At 59.3% G+C, this 25968-nt stretch carries 24 protein-coding genes; 5 read left to right on the top strand and 19 right to left on the bottom strand.

The window, feature by feature from the left end:
- Positions 1 to 8 precede the first annotated feature (8 nt).
- The 3 genes from D5066_RS07015 to tctD form a co-directional block, all read right to left on the bottom strand.
- Entirely contained in the window at positions 9 to 548 is a 540-nt protein-coding gene (locus tag D5066_RS07015; RefSeq protein ID WP_080328571.1) for a YfaZ family outer membrane protein, read from the bottom strand.
- Between the two features lie 128 nt (positions 549 to 676).
- Positions 677 to 2086, bottom strand: a complete 1410-nt coding sequence (locus D5066_RS07010; RefSeq protein WP_080328570.1) for a sensor histidine kinase — start codon at positions 2084 to 2086, stop codon at positions 677 to 679.
- Positions 2073 to 2747 (bottom strand): transcriptional regulator TctD, encoded by a 675-nt coding sequence (gene tctD / locus D5066_RS07005; protein ID WP_119915451.1) that lies wholly within the window; start codon positions 2745 to 2747, stop codon positions 2073 to 2075. Before tctD ends, D5066_RS07010 begins: the two co-directional genes overlap by 14 nt.
- A gap of 141 nt (positions 2748 to 2888) precedes the next feature.
- On the opposite strand from tctD, the gene D5066_RS07000 reads away from it, so the two are divergent.
- Genes D5066_RS07000 through D5066_RS06990 form a run of 3 tightly spaced genes read left to right on the top strand, consistent with a single transcriptional unit; the run spans position 2889 to position 5838 of the window.
- The gene (locus D5066_RS07000; protein ID WP_080328569.1) at positions 2889 to 3869 is read left to right on the top strand and encodes a Bug family tripartite tricarboxylate transporter substrate binding protein; all 981 of its coding nucleotides are present in this window, start codon (positions 2889 to 2891) and stop codon (positions 3867 to 3869) included.
- A gap of 11 nt (positions 3870 to 3880) precedes the next feature.
- Entirely contained in the window at positions 3881 to 4312 is a 432-nt protein-coding gene (locus D5066_RS06995; RefSeq protein WP_080328568.1) for a tripartite tricarboxylate transporter TctB family protein, read from the top strand.
- An 11-nt stretch (positions 4313 to 4323) separates the two neighbouring features.
- Positions 4324 to 5838 (top strand): tripartite tricarboxylate transporter permease, encoded by a 1515-nt coding sequence (locus D5066_RS06990; protein WP_119915450.1) that lies wholly within the window; start codon positions 4324 to 4326, stop codon positions 5836 to 5838.
- Here the strand turns inward: D5066_RS06990 and menE are convergent, their stop codons facing one another.
- From menE to D5066_RS06950, 8 genes are all read right to left on the bottom strand, one after another.
- Complete coding sequence (gene menE / locus D5066_RS06985; protein ID WP_119915449.1) at positions 5839 to 7200, bottom strand: o-succinylbenzoate--CoA ligase; 1362 nt, start codon at positions 7198 to 7200, stop codon at positions 5839 to 5841. It abuts the gene before it with no gap.
- Complete coding sequence (gene menC / locus D5066_RS06980) at positions 7197 to 8162, bottom strand: o-succinylbenzoate synthase (RefSeq protein ID WP_119915448.1); 966 nt, start codon at positions 8160 to 8162, stop codon at positions 7197 to 7199. Before menC ends, menE begins: the two co-directional genes overlap by 4 nt.
- Positions 8162 to 9019: a 1,4-dihydroxy-2-naphthoyl-CoA synthase gene (gene menB, locus D5066_RS06975; RefSeq protein ID WP_080328564.1), complete on the bottom strand. Its 858-nt coding sequence runs from the start codon at positions 9017 to 9019 to the stop codon at positions 8162 to 8164. Before menB ends, menC begins: the two co-directional genes overlap by 1 nt.
- Positions 9016 to 9792 (bottom strand): 2-succinyl-6-hydroxy-2,4-cyclohexadiene-1-carboxylate synthase, encoded by a 777-nt coding sequence (gene menH, locus D5066_RS06970; protein ID WP_119915447.1) that lies wholly within the window; start codon positions 9790 to 9792, stop codon positions 9016 to 9018. The genes menB and menH overlap by 4 nt, the downstream gene beginning before the upstream one ends.
- A complete protein-coding gene (gene menD, locus D5066_RS06965; RefSeq protein ID WP_119915446.1) occupies positions 9789 to 11459 on the bottom strand; it encodes a 2-succinyl-5-enolpyruvyl-6-hydroxy-3-cyclohexene-1-carboxylic-acid synthase in 1671 nt (556 codons plus the stop codon). The genes menH and menD overlap by 4 nt, the downstream gene beginning before the upstream one ends.
- Positions 11460 to 11547: 88 nt before the next feature.
- Positions 11548 to 12843 (bottom strand): isochorismate synthase MenF, encoded by a 1296-nt coding sequence (gene menF, locus D5066_RS06960; protein ID WP_119915445.1) that lies wholly within the window; start codon positions 12841 to 12843, stop codon positions 11548 to 11550.
- Positions 12844 to 12929: 86 nt separating this feature from the next.
- A complete protein-coding gene (gene elaB, locus D5066_RS06955) occupies positions 12930 to 13235 on the bottom strand; it encodes a stress response protein ElaB (RefSeq protein ID WP_119915444.1) in 306 nt (101 codons plus the stop codon).
- A 53-nt stretch (positions 13236 to 13288) separates the two neighbouring features.
- Positions 13289 to 13750 carry a GNAT family N-acetyltransferase gene (locus D5066_RS06950; RefSeq protein ID WP_119915443.1) on the bottom strand — a complete coding sequence of 154 codons (462 nt, stop codon included), beginning with the start codon at positions 13748 to 13750 and terminating at the stop codon, positions 13289 to 13291.
- A gap of 71 nt (positions 13751 to 13821) precedes the next feature.
- On the opposite strand from D5066_RS06950, the gene rbn reads away from it, so the two are divergent.
- Positions 13822 to 14739, top strand: coding sequence for a ribonuclease BN (gene rbn, locus D5066_RS06945; protein ID WP_119915442.1), 918 nt, complete (start codon positions 13822 to 13824; stop codon positions 14737 to 14739).
- A gap of 64 nt (positions 14740 to 14803) precedes the next feature.
- Positions 14804 to 15808 carry a chemotaxis protein gene (locus D5066_RS06940; protein WP_116338576.1) on the top strand — a complete coding sequence of 335 codons (1005 nt, stop codon included), beginning with the start codon at positions 14804 to 14806 and terminating at the stop codon, positions 15806 to 15808.
- 92 nt (positions 15809 to 15900) lie between these two features.
- Here D5066_RS06940 and nuoN read toward each other — a convergent pair whose 3' ends face one another.
- The 8 genes from nuoN to nuoG form a co-directional block, all read right to left on the bottom strand.
- A complete protein-coding gene (gene nuoN, locus D5066_RS06935; RefSeq protein WP_061097547.1) occupies positions 15901 to 17358 on the bottom strand; it encodes an NADH-quinone oxidoreductase subunit NuoN in 1458 nt (485 codons plus the stop codon).
- Between the two features lie 6 nt (positions 17359 to 17364).
- Positions 17365 to 18894, bottom strand: a complete 1530-nt coding sequence (nuoM, locus tag D5066_RS06930) for an NADH-quinone oxidoreductase subunit M (protein ID WP_023312532.1) — start codon at positions 18892 to 18894, stop codon at positions 17365 to 17367.
- A gap of 76 nt (positions 18895 to 18970) precedes the next feature.
- Complete coding sequence (nuoL, locus tag D5066_RS06925; protein ID WP_023325763.1) at positions 18971 to 20812, bottom strand: NADH-quinone oxidoreductase subunit L; 1842 nt, start codon at positions 20810 to 20812, stop codon at positions 18971 to 18973.
- Positions 20809 to 21111, bottom strand: coding sequence for an NADH-quinone oxidoreductase subunit NuoK (gene nuoK, locus D5066_RS06920; protein ID WP_003861496.1), 303 nt, complete (start codon positions 21109 to 21111; stop codon positions 20809 to 20811). The genes nuoL and nuoK overlap by 4 nt, the downstream gene beginning before the upstream one ends.
- Positions 21108 to 21662 (bottom strand): NADH-quinone oxidoreductase subunit J, encoded by a 555-nt coding sequence (gene nuoJ, locus D5066_RS06915; protein WP_008500212.1) that lies wholly within the window; start codon positions 21660 to 21662, stop codon positions 21108 to 21110. Before nuoJ ends, nuoK begins: the two co-directional genes overlap by 4 nt.
- A 10-nt stretch (positions 21663 to 21672) precedes the next feature.
- Complete coding sequence (gene nuoI, locus D5066_RS06910) at positions 21673 to 22215, bottom strand: NADH-quinone oxidoreductase subunit NuoI (RefSeq protein WP_003861491.1); 543 nt, start codon at positions 22213 to 22215, stop codon at positions 21673 to 21675.
- Between the two features lie 13 nt (positions 22216 to 22228).
- On the bottom strand, positions 22229 to 23206 hold the full coding sequence (gene nuoH, locus D5066_RS06905) for an NADH-quinone oxidoreductase subunit NuoH (RefSeq protein ID WP_008500211.1): 978 nt from the start codon (positions 23204 to 23206) through the stop codon (positions 22229 to 22231).
- The gene (gene nuoG, locus D5066_RS06900) at positions 23203 to 25926 is read right to left on the bottom strand and encodes an NADH-quinone oxidoreductase subunit NuoG (protein WP_080328556.1); all 2724 of its coding nucleotides are present in this window, start codon (positions 25924 to 25926) and stop codon (positions 23203 to 23205) included. Before nuoG ends, nuoH begins: the two co-directional genes overlap by 4 nt.
- Between the last annotated feature and the right edge of the window lie 42 nt (positions 25927 to 25968).

Below are 25968 nucleotides of genomic sequence, written 5' to 3'. Positions count from 1 at the left end.
CGGAACGATTAGAAACCTGCGCTGACGCCCACGTACGGGCCGTCAGCCAGCGCGTTATCGCGGTTGCCGTCTTTGCCGGCCAGGTTCAGGTAACGATAACCCGCTTCGATGGTAATCGGACGCATGATGGTCCAGCGCGCGCCGGCGTTGGCTTCTTCATAGCTGTCGATACCGCTGGAGAGGGAATCAGGCGAGTAGTAGTACTCGCCGAACAGGCCGAAGCTGTCGCCAATTTTCCACTGCAGGCCGCCACCTACTGCCGCCGCGTAACCTTCATCACCGTCGTTCGGGTTGGTATAGATGCCTTTACCGCCGACCGTTGCCAGGAACGGCCCCAGAGGAAGGTTGAGACCGAGGCCGAGGCTTGCCGCGTCGCCGTCGTCATCATTGTGCGTCCAGCCGCCGGTCATCGCCAGGCCGGAGGTCTCCGTACCCATGCCAAAACCGAGGTGGGTATAGTCTTCACCCGCCGAGCCATTAATGCTAATGGCGTTAGCCGCCGCAGATACAACCATCAGGCCGAGGCCCAGTAATGCCACTTTTTTCATTGTCGCGATCCCGCATAATTATAGAGAAGTCCCCAAAACCGCGAGATTTTAACCTGAGTCTCCGGGGGATCAAGCACTCTGCGTGCGACAGACAGGAAGATTGTAACGATTTGAAACCCGCGGCTTTTTTACGTAAGTAGCAGAAAGCGCATTTTGACGCACAGGCCACCCAGCGTTTCGCTGCGGGTCAGCTGCAAATGGCTGCGGTGCAGCCGGGCGATGTCCCCCGCCAGCGCCAGCCCAATCCCGGAACCGGCGGCCTCCCCGACGTTGTCCAGACGGTGGAAAGGCTGCATCGCCTGATGGATCTGATCCTCTTCAATGCCTGGGCCGCTGTCTTCAACGCTCAGCTCAACGGCGCCGCCGTCCACGCGCAGGAAAACGGTCACGGTCCCGCCCGCAGGGGTATATTTAATCGCGTTTTCCAGCAGGTTGGCACACAGCTCGCCCAACAGGACGTCATCGCCTTCGATCGTGACCGGCTGCTGTATACCGTCATACCCCAGATCGATTGCTTTGCTCCGCGCCTGCGCCAGCCGTGAGAAGCAGCAGTTCTGCACCACCTGAACCAGATCCACGGGCGCAAACTGACGATCCCCCTGCTCTTTGCCCTTCACTGTCGAAAGCTGCAACAGCCGTTCGGTGAGCACGATAGTGTCGTCCAGGGTGGCATTCATTGCCCGCAGGCTCTCCTGCCACAGGGCGGGATCCTGACGAGCGAGGGCGACGGAGACCTGGGTTTTAAGCACCGCCAGCGGAGTTTTGAGCTGGTGCGACGCATCCGCGTTAAAGCGTTCCTGACGCGACAGCACGCCGCGCAGCCGGTCAATATAGCGGTTAAAGGCGACAATCAGCAGCCGGGTCTCCGACCAGGGCAGCAGCTCCGGCAGCGGTGCGAGCAGGCCCGGCTCGCGCCGCACCATCAGAGACGAAAGCTGGCGCATCGGGCGCAGCACGCGGCGCAGCAGCCACGCGGTCAGCACCAGCGTCAACAGCACCAGCAGCCCCTGCGAGACCCAGGATGAAAAGAGCAGCTGGCTGGCGAGATAGCGGCGGGACTGGAGCGTCTCCGCGACGTAAATCTCCGCCATGCCGAAAATATTGGCTTCATTAACCGGCTGCAGCAGGCGCGCGACCCGAATGGCCTGGCCGCGATATTCAGTGTGGTAAAACCACGCCAGCGCCGGATAGAGCGTGGTGCGCGACGTCGCAGGCGGCATCTTCGGCAGATCGTCATAGCCGGAGATCACCCGCCCGTCTGGGTCGACCACCTTATAGTAGAGCCGGTCATTCATGTTGAGCTCGAAGCTGTCGAGCACCACCCACGGTACGTCCACCGCCAGCCTGCCGTTGCGCACCTCCAGCCGCTCGGAGATGGTGCGGGCAGAGGATAACAGCGTGCGGTCGTAAGCCTGCGTGGCCGCCTGCAGCGCGCTGACGTAGCTGTTAAAAGCTGACAATCCCCACAGCAGCAGCAGCGGCAGGCCAAGGAAAAGCAGCAGTTGCAGGTAGAGCGACTGCGGCTTAACCCACCTCATCGCCGCACTCCAGCACGTACCCAAGCCCCCGCAGGGTGGTGATCCGCACGCCGCTGCCGGTCAGTTTCTTACGCAGGCGATGAATATAGAGATCGATGCTTTCAGGGCTGACGTCGTCGTTCAGGCTGAACACCTGGTCGAAAAGCTGCTGACGTGAAACCGGACGGGTCCGGCGGTGCATCAGCACTTTCAGCAGGGAGAGCTCGCGCGGTGTCAGGGAAAGCGGCTCGTCGCGCAGCAGGAAAAAGCCCTCGTCGTCATACTCCAGCTCACCAAGACGCTGGCGCTCCTGCGTCCGCCCCTCACTTCGGCGCAACAGGGCGCGCAGACGTGCGTCGAGCTCCTCCAGCTCAAACGGTTTTGGCAGATAGTCGTCAGCCCCGGCGTTCAGTCCCTTCACCCGATCCGCCACGTTGCTGCGGGCGGTGAGGAACAGGACGGGCAGCGTCTGCCCCCGTTTTCTGAGGCGGTGGACCACTTCCAGGCCGTCAAAACCGGGCATGCCGATGTCCAGAATAGCGACCGCGTAGTTTTCCCCCTGCAGCAGATGGTCGGCGGCACGTCCGTCGGAGACGCAGTCCACGGCAAAGCCTTCCTGCACCAGCGCTTTCTCCAGCCAGTGAGCCAAGTCACGATTATCTTCTGCGAGTAAGAGACGCATGTCACATCCTGTAAAGTTGGTGTCCCGTTGAAAGGGAAATGAAAGGTTATTGTTTTAACAATCACGCAACGGAACCGCTACACGGTGGTTCACATAATCAGAAAAAAGACCCATACCCGTACCCCGGCGTGAGGATAAACGATGAAAAAACAATTACTTTCTACCCTTGCTGCAAGCGTATTGCTGTTGAGTACCTCTGTCGTTCAGGCCCAGGACGCTCCGTCCCGTACCGAATGTATCGCCCCGGCCAAACCGGGCGGTGGTTTCGATCTCACCTGTAAACTCATTCAGGTCAGCATGCTGGAGACGAAGGCCATTGAGAAACCGATGCGTGTCACCTACATGCCCGGCGGCGTGGGCGCGGTGGCCTATAACGCCATCGTCGCCCAACGTCCGGCGGAAGCGGGAACGGTGGTGGCCTTCTCCGGCGGCTCGCTGCTGAACCTGTCTCAGGGCAAGTTTGGCCGTTACGGCGTGGACGACGTGCGCTGGCTGGCGACCGTCGGCACCGACTACGGAATGATCGCCGTGCGTGCCGATTCCCCATGGAAATCCCTGAAAGACCTGCTCACCGCCATGGAAAAAGATCCGAACAGCGTGGTGATTGGCGCAGGGGCGTCTATCGGCAGCCAGGACTGGATGAAAGCGGCCCTTCTCGCCCAGCAGGCGAAGGTTGACCCGCACAAGATGCGCTACGTGGCCTTTGAGGGCGGCGGCGAACCGGTCACCGCGCTGATGGGCAACCACGTTCAGGCCGTTTCCGGCGATCTCAGCGAGATGGTGCCGTACCTGAGCGGGGATAAAATCCGCGTGCTGGCGGTCTTCTCCGAAAACCGTCTGCCGGGCCAGCTGGCGAACGTTCCAACCGCCAAAGAGCAGGGCTATGACCTGGTCTGGCCGATCATCCGCGGGTTCTTCGTCGGACCAAAAGTCACCGATGCCGAGTACCAGTGGTGGGTCGATGCGTTCAACAAACTCCAGCAAACCGAGGAATTTAAAAAACAGCGCGATCTGCGCGGGCTGTTTGAGTTCAACCTGACCGGTAAGCCGCTGGATGAGTACGTCAAGAAACAGGTGAATGACTACCGCGAACAGGCGAAAGCCTTTGGCCTGGCGAAATAACCGGAGGCGCTATGAGCGATCGTATTTTTGCCGGGATATGGCTGCTGCTCTGCATTGGCGGGATGTTTGTCGCCTGGCAGATCCACAGCGAATACAGCTATGAACCCGTGGGACCCCGCCCCTTCCCGATGGGCATCGTCGGCCTGATGCTGCTCTGCTCGGTGGCGCTGCTGCTTCGCCACCCGGACACCGTCGAGTGGCCGCCGCGTCGCATTCTGCAGCGTCTGCTGGTGATGGTGATTGTCCTGCTGATGTATGCCTGGGGCTTTGAATGGCTCGGCTTCCCGGTGGCGACCGCCATTCTGACGATGGTCATCGGCATGCTGTTTAACGCCACCCTCCCCGCGGCGGGGATCTCAGGCGTGGTGATGGGGATTTTACTGTGGTACGCCTTTGACCGCCTGCTGGACGTGACGTTACCGCTCGGCGCCTGGCTTAATTAACGGAGCACGCTATGGATACCTGGATTTACCTCTCGCAGGGGTTCGCCGTGGCGATGACCCCGGAAAACCTGGTGATCGCCCTGATCGGCTGTTTCGTGGGCACGATTGTCGGCCTGCTGCCGGGCCTTGGGCCGATCAACGGCGTGGCGATATTACTCCCGCTGGCGTTTGCCCTGCATCTGCCCGCGGAATCAGCGCTGATCCTGCTGGCCACGGTCTATATCGGCTGTGAATACGGCGGGCGCATCTCGTCGATCCTGCTTAACGTACCGGGGGATGCGGCGGCGATCATGACCGCCCTGGACGGCTACCCGATGGCGCGGCAGGGACGCGGCGGCGTGGCGCTCTCCATCTCTGCGGTCAGTTCATTCTTTGGCTCGCTGATTGCCATTGGCGGCATCATTCTGTTTGCCCCTGCGCTGGCCCAGTGGTCTCTGGCGTTTGGTCCGGCAGAATATTTTGCCCTGATGGTGTTCGCCATTGCCTGCCTCGGCAGCATGATGGCGCAGAATCCGCTGAAGTCGTTTTTGTCCGCGCTGATTGGCTTAGGGTTAGCCACCGTCGGCGTGGATGCCAACACCGGGGTCTATCGCTTTACCTTCGACAGCGTTCACCTGTCCGACGGCGTGCAGTTCATTGTCGTCGTGATCGGCCTGTTCTCTGTCTCGGAAATCTTACTGATGCTGGAGCATACCAGCAGCGGGCAGACGCTGGTGCGCAAAACCGGCCGGATGCTCTTTAACGCCAAAGAGGGCGCGCAGTGCATCGGCACCACGCTGCGCTCGTCGGTAATTGGCTTCTTCGTCGGCATTCTGCCGGGTGCCGGGGCGACCATCGCCAGCGCCATCACTTATATGACCGAGAAAAAGCTCAGCGGCAACAGCGACAGCTTTGGTAAAGGCGATATTCGCGGCGTCGCGGCGCCCGAGGCGGCCAATAACGCCTCGGCCTGCGGCTCGTTTATCCCGATGCTGACGCTGGGCGTGCCGGGATCCGGCACCACGGCGGTGATGATGGGCGCGCTGACGCTCTATAACATCACGCCCGGCCCGGCGATGTTCACCGAGCAGCCCGATATTGTCTGGGGGCTGATTGCCGCGCTGCTGATCGCCAACGTCATGCTGTTGGTGATGAATATCCCGCTGATTGGGCTGTTCACCCGGATGCTGACCATTCCGCTGTGGTTCCTGGTGCCCGCCATTGCCGCCGTCTCTGCGGTGGGAGTGTACGCGGTGCACAGCACCACGTTTGACCTGGTGCTGATGGTGGTTCTGGGCGTGTTCGGTTACATCTTACGAAAAATGCACTTCCCGATGTCACCGCTGATTCTGGGCTTTGTGCTGGGTGAGATGCTGGAACAGAACCTGCGCCGCGCCCTCTCCATCAGCAACGGCAATATGTCGATACTGTGGGACAGCAGCGTCGCGAAGGTTCTGTTAGCGCTGGCGGTCATGGTGATTGTGGTGCCGCCGGTATTACGCCTGCTGCGTCGCCGTCAGCGCAAACCGGAGCCGGATATCGGCTAATTATATGGACAGCTGGGCATTGACCCACTGCTTTAACGCCTGGCGGGAGATCTTAATCCCGCCATTTTTTAGCTCAGCCGGCAGCACAAGCCAGTGAACAGGCTGCTCAAAGCGCGCCAGTTTGCCTTGAACCCATTCCGGGAAACGGGTGATATCCGTTCCCGGCTCACACTCCACCACCGCCACCGGACGTTGTCCAAACTCGGCGTCGTCCAGCGGGACGATAAACACCTGGTTAATCTGCGGGTGCGCGGCAATAACGCGCTCCAGCGATTCCGGCTGGACCCCCTCTCCTCCGCTGAAAAAGAGATTGTCCATGCGGCCTAAAATCGTCAGACGGTCCCCATGCCATTCCCCGCGATCGCGGGTGGCAAACCAGCCCTGCGCGTTGGTCAGCGGAATTAGCGCGCCGTCCCGCCAGTAGCCGGAAGCCATGCTCTGCGCTTTGATCCAGACTTCACCGTTAACGACCTGCACCTCTCTGCCCGGCAGCACACGGCCTACATCTGGATCGCCGTCAGCCTCTTTTGCACAGACGGTCGAGGCAAACTCGGTCAGGCCGTAGCCGCAGTACGTCCGAATCCCCTGCTCACGGGCCTTTTGCGTCAGCGTCACGGGAATGGCCGCCCCGCCAAGCAGCACCGCTTTCAGTGCGATGTGGCTTTCGTTATTCAGAAGACGCCAGAGCTGGGTCGGCACCAGCGAGGCGTGAGTGCAGCCGCGCAGCGCCTGCTCCAGCGGCTGCTTTTCGCGCACGGTTAAGCGCGCACCGGCCTGCAGCCAGCGCCATAAAATTCCCTGGCCGGAAACATGAAACAGCGGCAACGAAAGCAGCCAGTCGTCGTTATCCCCGTAGGGCATCAGCGACAGCACGCCGCGGGCGCTGGCAAGATGGGCGGCGCAGGTATGCACCGCCGCTTTCGGCAGCCCGGTGGAGCCGGAGGTGAGCGTCATGGAGGCCAGCCGCGCCGGCTGCCACGCAGCGTAGTACGCATCCTCTGGCTCGCGCAGGCTCAATGCAGTAAGGCCGTCGTAGCGGCCGTCCAGCACCAGCGCAAAGCGCAGCGTCATCTGCGGGAGTAATACGTCCAGCAGCGGACGCGGCAGCTGCGGATTAACGGGAAGAATACGTGCGCCGCACTGAAGCAGCGCCAGCCATGCCAGCAGCGTTTGCGGATGGTTATAGGCCAGCAGCAGTACGCCGTCGCCCTCCTCCACGCCCTGCTGGTGAAACCCTGCCGCAAGGCGGTCGACGCGCGCGCACAGCTGCTGCCAGCTAAGCACCTCGTCGTTCAGCCTGAGGGCCGGTTTTTCAGCATACTGCGCGCACCAGTGCCGCCAGGGCCAGTCGGTAAAACTCATCGCAGCGGCTCCAGCGTCTCTGCGTCGAGACACAGCAGCGCGCTGCCCGGCCACGGGCGAAGAAGCTGCGCCTGCATCAGGTTCAGCGTGTCGAGGCCGGGAACCGTGTCCGGCGTTAGCCAGGCGGCAATGCGCGCCAGCTGGGTCAGCCCCAGGCTGGACTCAATCGACGAACTGATCACCGCCGTCAACCCCAGCGCGTGTGCTGCCGCGACCTGCTCGCGCACTTTCGCCAGGCTGCCGGTCAGCGTCGGCTTAATCACCACCGCGCTGACGCCGGGCTCGGCAACAAATTCAAAATCGTCCTCGCGCAGGCTTTCATCCCAGGCGATGGCAATCCCCGTTTCGCGGGCAAACGCGCGCGAGTCATCGCGGATTTTGCACGGCTCTTCGAGGAAGGCAATGCGGCTGCGGTACGCCGGATTAACGTACTTCGCGAACTGCTGCGCCTTAAGCGGCGTCCATGCGCGGTTGGCATCCAGACGCAGGTGCAGGTCGGGGATCGCTTCCAGCAGCAGGTTAGCGACCATTCCGTCACGCACCGCTTCGTAGAGACCGACTTTAATTTTCGCCACTTTCTCGCCAGGCATGGCGGAGAGCTGTGCGAACAGCTCGTCAGGATCGCCCGTGCAGAGCGGTGCCGCGCGGTAGTCAGCCTCTTCCGGCAGGCTACCGTCGAGCTCCGCCAGCGCGCAGCTGATACCGAAAGCGGCGGAAGGCACGTCCGGTAATGCCGGGTTTGCGCCCTCATGCCACTGTTCTGTCCACGCCAACAGCGCCGCCTGAGCTTCATCCAGCGATTCCAGGCTAAAGCCCGGCAGAGGCGAAACCTCGCCCCAGCCTTCCCTCCCGTCCTGCTGCAGATGCACGAAGAAGCCGTCACGGGTTTTTAACCGCCGTTCACGCAGCACCACGCCCGCGTCCATCGGTATCTGCCAGCGGTAAACCTGCGCGCGACGCATTACGGATTCCGTTTGTATTTGCTGAAGTCCGGCTGGCGTTTTTCGTTAAACGCGTTGCGTCCTTCCTGACCCTCTTCGGTCATGTAGAACAGCATGGTGGCGTTACCCGCCAGCTCCTGCAGACCCGCCTGACCGTCGCAGTCGGCGTTGAGGGCCGCTTTCAGGCAGCGCAGCGCCATCGGGCTGTTTTGCAGCATTTCACGGCACCAGCGAACGGTCTCTTTTTCAAGATCGGCAATCGGCACCACGGTGTTCACCAGGCCCATATCCAGCGCTTCCTGCGCGTTGTACTGACGGCACAGGAACCAGATTTCACGGGCTTTTTTCTGCCCGACGATGCGCGCCATATAGGAGGCACCCCAGCCGCCGTCGAAAGATCCCACTTTCGGGCCAGTCTGGCCGAAGATGGCATTTTCAGCGGCAATGGTCAGATCGCACATCATGTGCAGCACGTGGCCGCCGCCGATGGAGTAGCCCGCCACCATCGCGACAACCGGTTTCGGGCAGGTGCGGATCTGGCGCTGGAAATCGAGGACGTTCAGGTGGTGCGTACCCGCATCGTCCTGGTATCCGCCGTAGTCGCCGCGCACTTTCTGATCGCCGCCGGAGCAGAACGCTTTGTCCCCTTCCCCAGTCAGGACAATTACGCCAATGTTGTCGTCATAGCGCGCATCCGCCAGGGCCTGAATCATCTCTTTGACGGTCAGCGGACGGAAGGCGTTACGTACCTGCGGACGGTTGATGGTGATTTTGGCAATGCCGTCAGCGGATTTATGGTAACGAATGTCGGTGTAACCTTCGGAGCAGTCCTGCCATTCAACCGGGGCGTAAAGCATGTGTTCATCAGGATAGATCATAGAGTGTCCTTTATTCGAAGACGCAGTATCTGAGCCAGACTCGCCGCGACCGCAGCGGGATTTTCCCGGTGGGCGTTGTGTCCGGCGTTGGGAATGACATGGCGAACGGCGTTGAGCTCTGCGGCAAGGGCCGCAAATTTCTCATCACGTTCACCGTAGAGATAATCAAAGGAGAAATTGCGTGCGCAGAGCGCGGCGCGCAAATCGGGCTGCACGGCCAGCGACGTTGCCTCAAGCATCATCGCCAGCGTTGTGCCGTTGTTCTGGCTGCGCAGGGCAACAAGCGCATTACGCTGGGCATCGGTGAGGGAGGCAAACACGGGCTGTTGATACCAGTCGGTAAAGACGTTATTCAGCGGTTCGGTACGAAAACGCGTCGCCCAGCGGTGGTCGGATGCCCACCGCGCGTGACGCTCATCGTCATCCTGCAGGCCCGGATGTCCACCTTCAACAATCACCCCCAGCAGCCCCTTCGGCTGCTGGCTGGCATGAAACATCGCAATGCGGCCGCCGAGGGAGTACCCCACCAGCCAGAATTTCAGTATGTTGTAACTAAGCAGAGTTCGGGTGAGCAATTTGCTCATCTCGTCGAACCCTGTCACGGCAATATCCCCGGACTCACCGTGGCCCGGCAGGTCAAGATAGAGCCGGGAATACTCGCTCAGATCCTTCCCGACGGCCTGCCACTCGCGGCAGTCGCCGGAAAAACCGTGCAAAAAGACCAGCCAGGGATAACCCGGTTTTCCAGCCTGCTGCACGCCTGAGAGGATCACAGCTGGCTCACCTGCGCCAGCAGGCTTTGCAGGGTCTGCGCGCCGTCGGCATCATTCACCACCAGCTCAATCAGCGTCGCGCCCGGCTGCTTCCAGGCGGTGCTTAACGCCGCATCCAGCTGTTCCCAGCTTTCCGGGCGATGGTATTTCAGGCTGAACATCGCCGCGGCGTGTTCGAACTGCACGTTCTGCGGCATCAGATAAAAGCGTTCGCGCTCGCTCTGGGGCGTTGGCAACAGGGAGAAAATCTGCCCGCCGTTGTTGTTCACGACGATCAGCACAAACGGTGCGGACGCCTGACGCAGGAGCGCCAGCGCGTTGAGATCGTAGAGCGCGGAGAGATCGCCCACGATCGCCAGCGTTGATTTCGCGCTGGCGCGCTGCACTCCTGCCGCCGTGGAGAGCAGCCCGTCGATGCCGCTGGCACCGCGATTGCTGTACACCGGATAGCCCGCTGGCAGCTTCGAAAAGGCGTCAATCAGCCGCACAACCAGGCTGTTACCGACAAACAGCTGCCCCTGTTCCGGCAGATACTGGTGAATGCGGTGCGCCAGCCCGGCCTCGCTGAATGCCTCACAGCGCGCTTTGGCGATTTCCCACGCCTGACGCGACAGTTCCGGGATCGCCACCGCCCAGGGCTTGCGCTTTTCCGCCGGATGAAGCGTCAGCCAGGCATCGATACTGCTGACCAGACGACGACCGCGGTGATGCGCCGGGTCAAGTCGCCCTTCCAGCGCATCCACCAGCCAGTACTCTTCCGGGGTGCAGGTTGCCTGCCACTGCAGCAGACGTTTTCCGGTGAGGCTTGCGCCGATCTGGACCACAATCTGCGCCTGCGAAAGCTCAGTAACCGCTTTCGCATTACCCAGCCAGAGGTCTGCACACGGCAGCGGCTGGCCGGTCTGGGAAAGCACGTCGCCAATCAGCGGCCAGCCGAGGGTTTGCGCCCATTCGGCGACCAGCCTGCCTTCGGCGGCGCTCATGCGCCCGGCGATGACCACACCGCGCTTTTGTCGCCAGAAAAACCAGTCGCGCTGTTTCGCGCTCTCAAGATGCGTCAGCTCGCGCAGCCACGGTTTTTCGCTCTGCCACCAGTCGCCAAGCGACTGCTGCCAGTTAAGGCCGGTATCGTCCAGTTCGCCGTACAGCGGTTCGGCAAACGGACAGTTGATATGCAGCGCCCCGCTACGCAATGTCGCCATGGCGTGATCGACGGTGGAGACCAGCCAGCTTGCCGGGATATCCTGGGTGGGACGCGGTAGCGAAACCGTCTGCGAAGGGTGCGAAGAAAAGAGTCCCGGCTGGCGAATGGCCTGATTGGCGCCGCAGTCGATTAGCTCAGGCGGACGGTCGGCCGTGAGCAGGATCAGCTTTTCACCGGTTAACCCGGCTTCAATCAGGGCCGGATAGAGATTCGCCACGGCGGTACCGGAAGTGACAATCACCGCCACGGGTTCTTTGCTGACCTTCGCCAGCCCGAGCGCGAGATGCCCCAGGCCGCGCTCATCAAAGTGGGTGTGGTGAACAAATGCCTGGTTTTCAGCCGCCGCCAGCGTCAGCGGCGTTGAACGAGAACCCGGTGCAATACACACATGCCTGACGCCATGGCGCGTCAGGGCTTCAAGGATCACCGCCGCCCAGCGTCGGTTAAAAGAACTTACTGACATGAGATTGTCCGGTATCAAGAATGCGACACAGTATAAATAATAGAAAAAATTGGAATTTTGATATGAATCGGGATTGCGCGAATCAGTATTAATCCCTTAGGAGCAGAGAACGCAATCCAGCGGCCTTATTTTCTATCTCCTGCCACTCCTGTTCCGGGTCTGACCCGCTGACAATGCCCGCCCCGGCGTAAAGCCGCAGGGCGTCATCCTGTACGCGCGCCGAGCGCAACGCCACGCAGAATTCGCTTTGTTCGGGGGATAAATACCCGGCCGATCCGGCGTACCATTCGCGGTTAAAGGGTTCAACGTGCTGAATAAACTCGCGCGCAGGCTGTCGCGGTAGCCCGGCTACGGCTGCCGTCGGCTGCAGCACGTGCAGGCACAGTTCATCGTCGGCCTGTTTGAGTTCGGTCCAGATACAGCGGCGTAAATGTTGCACTTTACGCAGGCGGACGACCTGAGCGGGCAACACCTCCAGCGCCTGCGTGTGGTGCTGAAGACGCTGGCAGATATCTTCCACAACCAACATATTTTCGCGCTGGTTTTTATCATCATTCAGCAACCAGTCGCCCAGTCGCTGCGCCTGTTTATCGTCAGTATGGCTGGCGACGGTGCCCGCCAGCGCTTCGGTGCGCAGCAGCGTGCCGCGCCGCCGCCAGAGACGCTCGGGCGTGGAGCCGAGAAAGGCATTGCTGGCGTCGAAAATCATGCAGAAATGATAGCAGTTTAAATTCAGGGCGCGGCTGGCGGCCATCAGCGCGACGGGGTTAACGCGCTGCCTGCACTGCAAATCGGTCGCCCTCGCAAGAACCACCTTTTCGAAATCACCATGCGCGATGGTCTCTGTCGCCTTACGGATAAGGCTCAGCCATTGCGGTTTTTCCGGGTAATGGGTTTCACGCTTAACCTGCACGGAGAGCGGGCGGATCGGTCTGGCGGGAAGCAAATACTGTAAGAACGCCCGCGCGGTGTCGGCATCGTCCTCAAGCGAGCTGTCGCTCCACAGCTGCAGGCGCAACGTGGCGTGGCCAGCGGTACGTCGCCACAGCAGGCGCGGTAAAAAGAGGTTGCCCTGCTCAGGGTTAAAGGCGTTCAGGCCGCAGATACGGGTATCATCAGGCGCGTGTTGCGCGCTTAAAAACTGTGAGGCTAACGCCAGAGAGGAGAATTGGGTGACCGCACCCAGCGCGGCCAGCTCTTCATCGCCGTTACGCTGCTGCCAGTAAAACTGTGGATAGCACTGCTGCTCGCCCAGCCAGGCGAGGGGATCGAAGGCATCGTTTAACGGGAAAGAGACGTCGAAATGACGCAGGCCGGATGTCGCAGGCAACGCTTGCGAAAGCTGGGTACGCAGTTGCTCCAGCGCGAGGAAAATCGAATTCACGCGAACCTCTCCCTGTTAAAACCTCATATTATACGGGGTACTGGCGATAAATAGCAGTACCCACGTATAGGGAGTGGTTAAGCGCATTAACGACGAGCTAACAGCAGCCCCAGCACCAGGCCTACGGCAGCACCCACCCCAATGCCCTGCCAGGGTTTTTCATGGACGTAATCATCGGCACGATAAACCGCTTTTTTGGCGCGGTAGTAGTACGTATCAGACGCATGGCTGACGCGGTTTTTAACGTCGTGCAGCGCCTGTTCGGCACGGGCTTTCAGCTCAATATATTTCTGATCGGCAGAGTCACCCGAGGAACGTAACACCTCTTCCAGCGTTTCGCTCAGTAAGGTCAGGTCGTCGTCGATACGGGTATCCCAGGATTGAAATGACATATTTTTCTCCATGTTAGTACACCAGTTCGCTAACTATAGACAACGACGCGCCATTACGCCTGTTTCGCTTCCCGCGCCATGCCGATATGCGGAATACCGTCTTCGTCGTAGATGTCAGTCACCGGCGTAAAACCAAAATGGCCGTAGAAGGATTGCAAATGCGCCTGTGCGCCCAGGTATAACGCCTTGTCCGGCCACTGTTTTTGGCACGCTTCCAGCGTTTTTTCCATCAGCTGGTAGCCCAGCTTTTCGCCGCGCGCCTTACCGCTGATGATGACGCGGCCTATCACAACGGGCTCAAAATCGTCTTCGCTTTTCAGAATCCTCGCATACGCCACCAGCTCGTCATCCTTCCAGCCGAGAATATGGCGGTTCTCGCCAATGAGGTCATCGCCATCGATATCCTGATACGGGCAGGTCTGTTCAACCACAAACACTTCACAGCGCAGTTTAAGCAGCGCGTAAAGGGAATGAACGGTAAGCTCGCTGTGGTGTAAATCTTGCCATTGGATCATGTCAGTCTCCTTCCTGGGGTTCATCACGTTATACTAAACCCCTTCCCGTACGGCAAAGGGCTAATTGCGTTATGGAACTGATTTTTCTGGGTACGTCCGCCGGCGTGCCAACCCGCTCACGAAACGTGACGGCAATTCTGCTGGATCTTAAGCACCCAACCCGCGGCGGGCTGTGGCTGTTTGACTGCGGGGAAGGGACGCAGCATCAGCTGCTGCACACCGCGTATCATCCCGGCAAGCTGGACAAAATTTTTATCACTCACCTGCACGGCGACCATCTGTTTGGCCTTCCCGGCCTGCTGTGCAGCCGCTCGATGGCCGGTAACGCCAACCCGCTGACGATTTACGGGCCTGCGGGAATTCGTGAATTTGTTGAAACCACGCTGCGCCTGAGCGGATCGTGGACCGATTATCCGCTGGAGGTGGTTGAGATCGCCGAAGGTCTGGTATTCGATGACGGGGATTATCAGGTGCGTGCTTACCCGCTTAACCATCCGGTGGAGTGCTACGGCTATCGCGTGGAAGAGCATGATAAACCCGGCGCGCTGAATGCCGGCGCGCTTGTTGCCGACGGCGTAAAGCCAGGGCCGCTGTTCCAGCGACTCAAACAGGGCGAGAGCGTTACGCTGGAGGACGGTCGCACCATCAACGGCCAGGATTATCTCGCCGCCCCCGAGCCGGGCAAGAAGCTGGCGATCTTTGGCGATACAGCGCCGTGCCCTGCCGCCCTGCAGCTTGCCCAGGGCGTGGACGTGATGGTGCACGAAGCCACGCTGGAAACGGCGATGGAAGAGAAAGCCAACGGCCGGGGCCATAGCTCCACGCGTCAGGCGGCGCAGCTTGCCCGCGACGCGGTCGTCGGGAGGCTGATCGTCACTCACGTCAGCTCTCGCTACGACGCACGGGGATGTGAAAGCCTGCTGGCAGAGTGTCTGGCGGTGTTCCCGGCGTGTGAGCTGGCCGAAGATTTCGCTAAGGTCAGCGTTTAGCCCTTCATTTTTCTCTCAGAATGCCGATAACGATTAAAAGGTCAGCATTTCTCTCGAGGGTAGAATGGATAATTTCCAGAAAGATATTGATGACAGGGCGAATCTCACCCTGTCGAACCGTTTTGAACTGTTGCTGTTCCGTCTTGGCACCTCTCTGAACGAAAATAAATCCGAGCTGTTTGGCATTAACGTTTTTAAGCTGCGTGAAATTGTGCCGATGCCGGAATTCACGAAACCCGCCGGGATGAAGTCTCCGCTGATGGGGATGGTAAATATTCGCGATCAGGTCATTCCTGTGATTGACCTGGCCGCCGTGGCAGGCTGTAAGCCCACCACCGGGCTGAACATCCTGCTGATCACCGAATATGCCCGCAGCGTACAGGCCTTTGCCGTGGAATCGGTTGAGAACATCATGCGTCTGGACTGGAAGCAGGTGCACGCGGCGGAAACCGCCGTCAGCGGTCGCTACATCACCAGTATTGCCTGCCTGGATGAGAAAACGGATACCAACGATCTGGCGATGGTACTGGACGTTGAGCAGATCCTGTATGACATCACCCCGGCCAACCACGATCTGCACGCCACCAATCTGAAAACCACCAAGTTCAACATCAAGCCGGGGTCTGTGGCGATTGTGGCGGAAGATTCTAAAGTGGCGCGTTCGATGCTGGAAAAAGGTCTGCAGGCGATGGAGATCCCGGCGCAGCTGCACATCACCGGCAAAGACGCGTGGGAGAAAATTGGCGTGCTGGCCGCACAGGCGCAGGCCGAGGGTGTGCCGATCACCGATAAGATCGCTCTGGTGCTGACCGACCTCGAAATGCCGGAGATGGACGGTTTTACGCTGACGCGCAAAATCAAAACCGACCCGGTTCTGAAGGATATTCCGGTGGTGATCCACTCCTCCCTTTCCGGCAACGCCAACGAAGATCATATTCGCAAAGTGAAGGCGGACGGGTATGTGGCGAAGTTTGAGCTGAACGAGCTGTCGTCGGTGATTGAAGAGGTGCTGGATCGCTCGATGAAGAAGATTGATGGGCCGCTTATAAGCAGGAAGCAGCTGGCTTAGGTCCTGTGCGGGCTGGTGCCCTCACCCCATCCCTCTCCCACAGGGAGAGGGCGCAAACCATAAAAAAACCCGCCGAGGCGGGTTTTTTGTTTTTACATCAGCGGCATCGCTCGCTGCACGATATCAATCAGCGGCTGCGGATAGATACCGAAGATCAGCACCAGCAGCGCAGAGATCAGCACTACGATACCACCGGCGCTGTACTGCCAGTTGGATGGCGCATCGCGGTTGAGCTGCTGAGGCGCGCTCAGGTACAGGCTCACGGCCACACGCAGGTAGTAGTAGAGACCAATCGCGGAGCCAATTACCACGCCCGCAGTCAGCCACCACAGGTGCGCCTGCACACCGACGGCCAGCACGTAGAACTTACCGATAAAGCCCAGCGTCATCGGGATACCCGCAAGAGAGAGCATCATCACGGTCATTACCGCGGACAGGATCGGACGATGCCAGAACAGACCACGGTAGGAGAACAGTGAATCGGCATCCGGACCACGGTACGGGCTGGACATCAGGCTCACCACGCCAAACGCGCCGAGGCTGCTGAACAGGTAACCGGCCAGATACACGCCTACGGCTTCCATCGACATCTCACCGCTCTGCAGCGCAATCAGCGCCACCAGCAGGTAGCCCAGATGAGAGATAGACGAGTAGCCCAGCAGACGCTTGATGTTGGTCTGGCTCAGCGCCATCAGGTTACCGAAGATGATGGAGACGAACGCGATGATGCCCAGCACCACGCGAACCGCTTCGCTGTCACCTACCGGCGCGTACAGGAACAGACGCATGACCACACCGAAGATAGCGATTTTGCTCGCCGTCGCCAGGAAGGTCGACACCGGAGCCGGAGCGCCCTGGTATACGTCTGGCGTCCACAGGTGGAACGGCACCAGAGAGAGTTTGAAGCCAAGGCCAACAATCATCATGCCCAGACCCGCCAGCAGCAGCGGCTCATGCAGCATGCCGTCGCCGAGGCTCTTGCCGAGCGCCATGAAGGAGAGGTTACCGGACTGTGCGTACAGCAGCGCAATACCAAACAGCAGGAACGAGGACGCAGCAGCAGACAGAATGGTGTACTTGATGCTCGCTTCCAGAGAGCGCTTCTGACGGAAGGCGTAACCAATCAGGCCGAACAGCGGCAGAGAGATCAACTCAATACCGAGGAACAGCGCGGCCAGGTGGTTCGCATTCGCCAGCAGAATGCCGCCCAGCGCGGCAATCAGTACCAGCAGGTAAAACTCTTCTTTGTTGTCGTTGTAGCCTTCGAGCCACGGGTACGCAAAGGTACAGGTTGCCAGGCTCGCCAGCAGCACCAGACCGGTGTAAAGCATGGCGTAACCGTCAACGCGCATCAGCGGGGTGACGTCCATCGCCCCGCCCTGGCCAACAAACCAGAGAGAGACTAACGCGGCGTTCAGGCCGATGACCGACAGCGTGGCATTCAGGAAGTGATTGCGTCGCCACGCAATGGAGAGCATCACAACCACCACCGTCAATCCGACGATCAGCAGCGGTAGCAGCGCGATCAGTTGTTGTGGAGTTATTGTCATGGCGAATTACGGCCTTGTAGTAGAAGCAGAATTAACAAACCACTGCTGGATGTTACCCATCGCACTGTGCGAGGTATCCAGAATCGGCTGCGGGAAGAAGCCCAGCAGCACCAGCAGTACGACCAGCAGCAGGATGATGAACAGCTCACGCAGCGACATCCCCGGCAGTTCTTGTGCAGCAATTTCGCTCTTCGCTTTACCGAAGTAAGCGCGGTGCAGCATCGCCAGCGAGTAGACGGAAGCGAACACCAGACCAAAGGTGGAGATCACGGTAATCACCGGTACCACTTTGAAGCTGCCGAACAGAATCATAAATTCGCCGACGAAGTTACCAGTGCCCGGCATCCCCAGGGTAGCCACCGCGAAGAACATGGACAGCGCTGGCAGCCATTTTATTTTGCTCCACAGGCCGCCCATCATACGCATGTCGCGGGTATGCAGACGTTCGTACAGCTGACCACACAGAATGAAGAGACCGGCTGCGGACAGACCGTGCGCAATCATCTGGATCACCGCGCCCTGGTACGCCAGCTGGCTGCCGGTGTAGATAGCAATCAGCACGAAGCCCATGTGGGAAACGGAGGTGTAAGCAATCAGACGCTTGATGTCGTACTGCGTGAAGGCCATCCAGGCGCCGTAGAAGATACCGATCACACCCAGCCACATGGCAATCGGAGCGAACTCTGCGGAGGCGTTCGGGAACAGCGGCAGCGCGAAACGCAGCAGACCGTAGGCCGCCGTTTTCAGCAAGATGCCCGCCAGGTCAACGGAACCCGCCGTTGGTGCCTGAGAGTGCGCGTCTGGCAGCCAGCCGTGCAGCGGAACGACCGGCATTTTCACCGCGAACGCGATGAAGAAGCCCAGCATCAGCAGGTATTCGACGCCGTGCGACATTGGCGTCTTCAGCAGATCTTCGTAGTTGAAGGTCCAGGTGCCGGTTGCGTTGTGGTGAACGAACACCAGCGCCAGTATGGCAATCAACATCACCAGACCGCTCGCCTGGGTATAGATGAAGAACTTGGTTGCCGCCGTGATACGCGTTTTACCGTCGGACGCCTTGTGGCCCCACAGCGCGATCAGGAAGTACATCGGCACCAGCATCATCTCCCAGAAGAAGAAGAACAGGAACATGTCGATGGCAAGGAACACGCCGATCACGCCGCCCAGGATCCACATCAGGTTCAGGTGGAAGAAGCCCTGGTATTTTTCGATTTCTCGCCAGGAGCAGAGTACCGCCAGAACGCCGAGCAGGCCGGTCAGCACCACCATCAGCAGCGACAGACCGTCAATCGCCAGGTGGATCGTAATGCCGAAACGCGGGATCCACGGCAGGATGAACTCAGACTGCCACTGCGGAATGCCCGCAGACTGGGTCAGTGAGTAACCGCCCTGCAACCACAGTTGCAGGCCAAGCGCGAGCGTCAATCCCATGGTGATCAGCGCGATCCAGCGCGGCATCTTCACGCCAAAGCGTTCGGTCTGCCAGCACAGGAAGCCGCCGATGAAGGGAATTAATATTAGCCAGGGTAGTAACATGGCGATTTACATTCCTTTTTAAGGCCCCCAGCAGGGGCCTGATTTTCAACGAATTCGAATAAAATTCACTTAACGATCAACGCAACACCATCAGCAGCGCCAGCACGACAACCGCACCGATGCTCATGGACGCCACATACCAGCGCAGGTAACCGTTCTCGCTGTACAGCAGGCCTTTACCTGCAAAGCGGGAGAGGATCGCCGGGATGTTCATCAGGCTGTTCAGCGGGTCGCGCTTCAGCAGCCACGCGATGCCCAGGAACGGCTTAACGAAGATCATGTCGTACAGCCAGTCGAAGCCCCACGCGTTGTACCACCAGGTGCCCAGCAGACGGCCCGGCGCACTGTTGGCAACGGCAGTCACCAGCGTACGTTTGCCCAGCCACAGCCATGCTGCGATCAGGATGCCCGCGATAGCGACCACACCAGAGGTGATTTCAAGCGTCAGAACGCGACCGTGCTCAAGCTCGGTGGTGTCTGGCAGTACGCCCTGCAGCGGTGGCACAATCATCGCGCCAACGAAGGTGGAGAGTACCAGCAGCACAATCAGCGGCAGGTGGTGGGTAATCCCCTTCCCTGCGTGAGCGTGAATTTGTTCTTTACCGTGGAATACGATGAAAATCATACGGAAGGTATACAGGGAGGTCATGAACGCACCGACCAGACCCGCAACCATCAGATTGATATGACCATTCGCCATGGCACCCGCAAGGATTTCGTCCTTACTGAAGAAGCCCGCGGTGATCAGCGGCAGTGCCGCCAGCGCCGCGCCGCCCACCAGGAAGCAGACATACACCAGCGGGATGGACTTACGCAGTCCGCCCATCTTGAAGATGTTCTGCTCGTGATGGCAGGCCAGGATAACCGAACCGGATGAGAGGAACAGCAGCGCTTTAAAGAACGCGTGCGTCATCAGGTGGAAAATGGCTGCGTCCCATGCCTGAACGCCCAGCGCCAGGAACATGTAGCCAATCTGGCTCATGGTGGAGTACGCGAGAACGCGTTTAATGTCGGTCTGCACCAGCGCGGCAAAGCCTGCCAGCACCAGCGTGACCGCACCGACGATACCCACCAGATGCAGAATTTCCGGGGTCATCAGGAACAGGCCATGAGTACGCGCAATCAGGTAGACACCGGCGGTGACCATGGTCGCGGCGTGGATCAGCGCGGAGACAGGGGTTGGACCCGCCATCGCGTCGGCCAGCCATGTCTGCAGCGGCAGCTGCGCGGATTTACCCACGGCACCACCCAGCAGCATCAGCGTTGCCCACCACAGCATGTTGTTGCCTGCTGCGAAGTGCGCTGGCGCCAGTTCCACCATTTCGCGGAAGTTAAGCGTGCCCAGTTCGTTGTATAGAATGAACAGCGCGAACGCGAGGAAGACGTCACCCACGCGGGTCACGACGAACGCTTTCATGGCCGCTGCGCCATTCTTCGGATCGGTGTAGTAGAAACCGATCAGCAGGTAAGAACACAGACCAACGCCTTCCCAGCCCAGATACATCAGCAGCAGGTTATCGGCCAGCACCAGAACGACCATGCTGGCGATAAACAGGTTGGTGTAGGCGAAGAAGCGGGAGTAACCCTCTTCACCGCGCATATACCAGGAGGCGAACATGTGGATCAGGAAGCCGACGCCGGTGACCACGGAAAGCATGGTCAGCGAGAGGCCGTCCAGCACCAGGTTGAAGCCGATGTTGAAGTCACCGACCGACATCCAGGTCCACAGCGGTACGCTGAAAGGCTGACGCCCGTTGTTAAAGAAGTCGATACCCGCATACGCTGTGACCAGCGCAGCCAGACCGACAGAGCCCATGCCAACGGTGGCAGACAGATTCTCAGACCAGCGGCCGCGAGAAAACGCCAGCAGCACGAAGCCAATCAGCGGAAAAATAATGGTTAAGGCAAGCATGTTCATCCACGCAACTCACTTACTGAATCGATGTTCAGATTCTGGCGGCGACGATGGAGCTGCAGCAACAGCGCCAGGCCAATACTCGCTTCGGCAGCCGCGAGGCTGATGGCGAGAATGTACATCACCTGACCATCGGTCTGGCCCCAGTAGCTTCCGGCGACCACGAAGGCCAGCGCGGAGGCGTTAATCATGATTTCCAGACCGATCAGCATAAACAGCAGATTACGGCGGATAACCAGACCGGTCAGACCCAGAACGAATAAAATCGCAGCGAGGATCAGTCCATGTGTTAAGGGGATCATGCGCGCTCCTCCGTTTTTCTTTTCGCGCGGTCGTCAGTGCGGTTGCTCAGCACCTCGCCAGCACGCTCTTCGCGGCCAACGTGGAAAGCCACAACCAGGCCTGCCAGCAGCAGCATAGAGGCCAGTTCCACCGCCAGAACGTATGGGCCAAAGAGTGTGATACCCACCTCTTTAGCGCCGATTGGCGTGCCGTCGATGCCCTGATCGTTCACGCCCAGAATGGCGTAAACGATCACCACCAGCATGATGGCCGACAAAATTGCCGGGCCAATCCACACCTGCGGTTTTAACCACTGACGTTCCTGCTCAATTTCAGAGCCGCCCAGGTTCAGCATCATCACCACGAACACGAACAGCACCATGATGGCCCCGGCGTAGACGATGATTTCCAGCGCACCGGCAAAGTGCGCGCCCAGTGCGAAGAACACCCCGGAAATGGCCAGCAGCGAGATGATTAAGTACAGCAGCGCATGCACCGGATTGGTGTGCGTGATCACTCGCAGCGTAGCCAGGATGGCGATAAGGCCACAGATATAAAAAGCGAATTCCATTGCCCTCTCCTTACGGTAACAGGCTCTTGACGTCGATAGGCTTGGCTTCGTTCTCTGCTTCGCCCTTATCTTTGCCGTCGATTGCCATACCCGCCATCCGGTAGAAGTTATATTCCGGGTATTTGCCCGGACCGGAAATCAGCAGATCCTCTTTCTCGTACACCAGGTCCTGACGCTTGTACTCACCCAGCTCGAAGTCTGGAGTCAGCTGAATCGCCGTGGTTGGGCACGCTTCTTCACACAGACCGCAGAAGATGCAGCGTGAGAAGTTGATGCGGAAGAACTCAGGGTACCAGCGGCCGTCTACCGTTTCTGCTTTCTGCAGAGAGATACAGCCTACCGGACACGCTACCGCACACAGGTTACAGGCAACGCAGCGCTCGGAGCCGTCCGGGTCGCGCGTCAGCACGATACGGCCACGGTAGCGCGGCGGCAGATATACCGGCTCTTCCGGGTACATCCGGGTTTCGCGTTTGGCAAACGCGTGCAGGCCGATCATCCAGATACTGCGTACCTGGGTACCGAAGCCTACCAGTAATTCTTTTAAGGTCATGGTCTATAGCCCCTTATGGCTGCTGCCAGAGAATGACAGCTGCCGTTACCAACAAGTTGACGAGCGTCAGCGGCAGGCACACTTTCCAGCCGAAGGACATTACCTGGTCATAACGCGGACGCGGTAACGCTGCGCGAATCAAAATGAACATCATCATGAAGAACGCGGTTTTCAGCGCGAACCAGATGAACGGCGGTAAGAACGGGCCATGCCAGCCACCAAAGAACAGCGTTACCATCAACGCGGAAATGGTGACGATACCGATGTACTCGCCCACGAAGAACAGACCGAATTTCATACCGGAATATTCAATGTGGTAACCGTCGGCCAGTTCCTGTTCGGCTTCTGGCTGGTCAAACGGGTGACGGTGACACACGGCCACGCCCGCGATAGCAAAGGTAATAAACCCAAAGAACTGCGGGATAACGTTCCAGATGTCGGCCTGGTTGTTGACGATGTCGGTCATGTTGAATGAACCGGCCTGCGCCACCACGCCCATCAGGGAGAGACCCAGGAACACTTCGTAGCTCAGCGTCTGCGCGGAAGCACGCATCGCACCCAGCAGGGAGTATTTGTTGTTACTGGACCAGCCTGCGAACAGCACCGCGTAAACCGCGAGGCCTGCCATCATCAGGAAGAACAGAATGCCGATGTTCAGGTCAGCAACCACCCAGGTCGGGCTGACCGGAACGATAGCAAACGCCAGCAGCAGCGAGGTGAAGGCGATCATCGGTGCCAGAGTAAAGATCACGCGGTCAGAGAAGCGCGGGATCCAGTCCTCTTTAAAGAACATCTTGATCATGTCCGCGACCAGCTGGAGTGAACCACCCCAGCCCACGCGGTTCGGTCCGTAACGGTTCTGGAACAGACCGAGCAGACGACGTTCACCAAAGCTCATGAACGCGCCGCAGGTGACCACCACCAGCAGGATAACAATCGCTTTCAGAATGCTCAGCAGGATGTCGATAAGATCCGGCGTTAACCAACTCATGCTTTTGCCTCCTGCAGATTATCAAGACGCGCACCCGCCAGAACCGGCGCGATGCCAGGCATACCCATCGGCAGACCCACCTGCCCTGCTGTCAGACTTTCAGAGATAATCAGCGGCAGGCTGATTGTCTGACCGTCATAGCTAAAGGCAATGTTTGCGCCCGCGTTAACGCCAAGCTTCGCGGCATCCGCCGGGTTGAGCTTGATGTACGGCTGCGGCATACGGGTCTGGAAGACCGGTGAACGCTGGGACAGCTCGTCGCTACCGAACAGATGGTAGTACGGCGCGATACGCCAGTTGCCATCCTGCGCCTGGAAGCTCGCCGGTACGGTGGTGAAGAAGTCCAGACCGGTTTCGGAGGCTTCAATCAGACGCACGCCCGGATCGCCGTGGCGCAGGGAGCCACCCACTTCAGCCTGGAACTTGTTCCATGCCTGCGGGGAGTTCCAGCCTGGCGCCCATGCGAATGGGATTTGCGAACGCGGCGCAGACGGCTGGTTGTTCCCTTCCATGGAGAAGGCGAACATGGTGTCTTTATCCTGCGGCTGGCGCGGTTCGTGCACGCTGATATTGGCGCGCATTGCGGTACGGCCGCTGTAGCGGTGCGGTTCACGCGCCAGTTTCTGGCCGCGAATGCGGAAGCTTGCTTCAGGTGCGGCATCTTTAATGCCTGCCAGCTGAGGCAGTTTTTCGACTACCGCGTCGATAACGTGGTCGAGCTGCGTCCAGTCCACTTCACGGCTCTGTACGGTGCTGTGCAGGGAGTGCAGCCAGCGCCAGCTTTCCAGCATCACGGTGTTGCTGTCGTAGTACGCCGGGTCATAAACCTGGAAGAAACGCTGTGCGCGGCCTTCGTTGTTGATAACCGTACCGTCGCTTTCTGCGAAGCTTGCCGCAGAGAGCACCAGGTGCGCTTTGTCCATGATCGCGGTGCGCTGATGGTCAATCACCATCACCAGCGGCGCTTTGGAGAGCGCGGCGTCAACGCGAGCGGCAGACGCGTGGCGATGCAGATCGTTTTCCAGCACCACAACGGCGTCAGCGGAACCGGATTCCAGTTCACTTAACGCTTCTTCCAGCGAGCCGCCGCCGATCATGCCCAGACCAATGCTGTTCACCGCACGGGCAATCATGGTCACACCCACATCAGCACCGCGGCCTTTCAGGGCTTTGGCAACGTTGGCTGCCGCCTGAATGATCTCCGCGCTGCCGGCGTTGGTACCAGAAATAATCAGCGGTTTCTTCGCACCCGCCAGGGCCTGAACAATCACGTCGACCTTGTTTTGCAGGTCGCGATCCAGTTCGACGGCTGGCGAGTTGCTGTCCAGCGCGTGGGCAATCGCAAAGCCAAGACGCGCCTGATCTTCAACCGGCGCGCAGTAGGTCCACGCAGCGATATCGTCCAGACGGGTATTGTCAACGTTGGTCACAAACAGAGGATGCTTCGCGCGCTGGCCGATGTTGAGGATCGCCGCAATCTGCCAGTCGGCCACTTTCTGCGCCGCTGCCATTTCACGTGCTTTACCCTTCACCGCCTGACGAACCGCCAGAGCCGCGCGTGCGCCGGTTTGCGTCAGGTCTTCACCCAGCACCAGAACCGCATCATAAGATTCAATTTCGCGCAGCGCAGGGGTATGAACACCGCCTTCACGCAGCACTTTCAGTACCAGCTGCAGACGTTCCTGCTCGCCCTGGGCGATACCGGTATAGAAGTTTTCCGCACCCACCAGCTCGCGCAGCGCGAAGTTGCTTTCGATGCTGGCGCGCGGGGAGCCGATACCGATCACTTTCTTCGACTGGCGCAGAATATCTGCCGCGCCCTGCATCGCCTGCTCGGCGTTCAGGGTAATGAAATCGTCGCCACGGCGCTGAACCGGCTGACGCGGACGGTCTTTCAGGTTCACATAGCCATAGCCGAAACGACCGCGGTCGCACAGGAAGTAGTGGTTAACGGTACCGTTGTAGCGGTTTTCGATACGACGCAGTTCGCCGTAGCGTTCACCCGGGCTGGTATTACAGCCGAGGGAGCACTGCTGGCAGATGCTTGGTGCAAACTGCATATCCCATTTACGGTTGTAGCGCTCGGAGTGCGTTTTATCCGTGAATACGCCGGTCGGGCAGATTTCTACCAGGTTACCGGAGAATTCGCTCTCCAGAGTTCCGTCTTCCGGACGACCGAAGTAGACGTTATCGTGTGCGCCATATACGCCCAGATCCTGACCGTCCGCGTAGTCTTTGTAGTAACGCACGCAGCGGTAGCAGGCGATGCAGCGGTTCATTTCGTGAGAGATGAACGGCCCCAGGTCCTGGTTACGGTGGGTACGCTTGGTAAAGCGATAGCGACGGAAGCTGTGGCCGGTCATCACGGTCATATCCTGAAGGTGGCAGTTACCGCCCTCTTCACAAACCGGACAGTCGTGCGGGTGGTTGGTCATCAACCATTCCACCACGCTTTCACGGAACTGTTTGGCTTCTTCGTCATCAATCGAAATAAAGGTGCCTTCGGTGGCTGGCGTCATACAGGACATCACCAGGCGACCACGCGTGTCTTCCGCGTTTTGATATTGCTTCACCGCACACTGGCGGCAAGCACCGACGCTGCCCAGCGCCGGATGCCAGCAAAAGTACGGAATATCGAGGCCAAGAGACAGACAAGCTTCCAGCAGGTTGTCCGCCCCGTTGACTTCGTATTCTTTGCCGTCTACATGAATCGTAGCCATTAGCATGCTTCCAGTTGGCTCGGTCGAGACCGAGCGTTAATC

Origin of the sequence: Enterobacter chuandaensis, from assembly GCF_003594915.1 — a bacterium.
Taxonomy (GTDB): domain Bacteria; phylum Pseudomonadota; class Gammaproteobacteria; order Enterobacterales; family Enterobacteriaceae; genus Enterobacter; species Enterobacter chuandaensis.
This window is presented reverse-complemented; position numbering and strand designations above follow the sequence as displayed.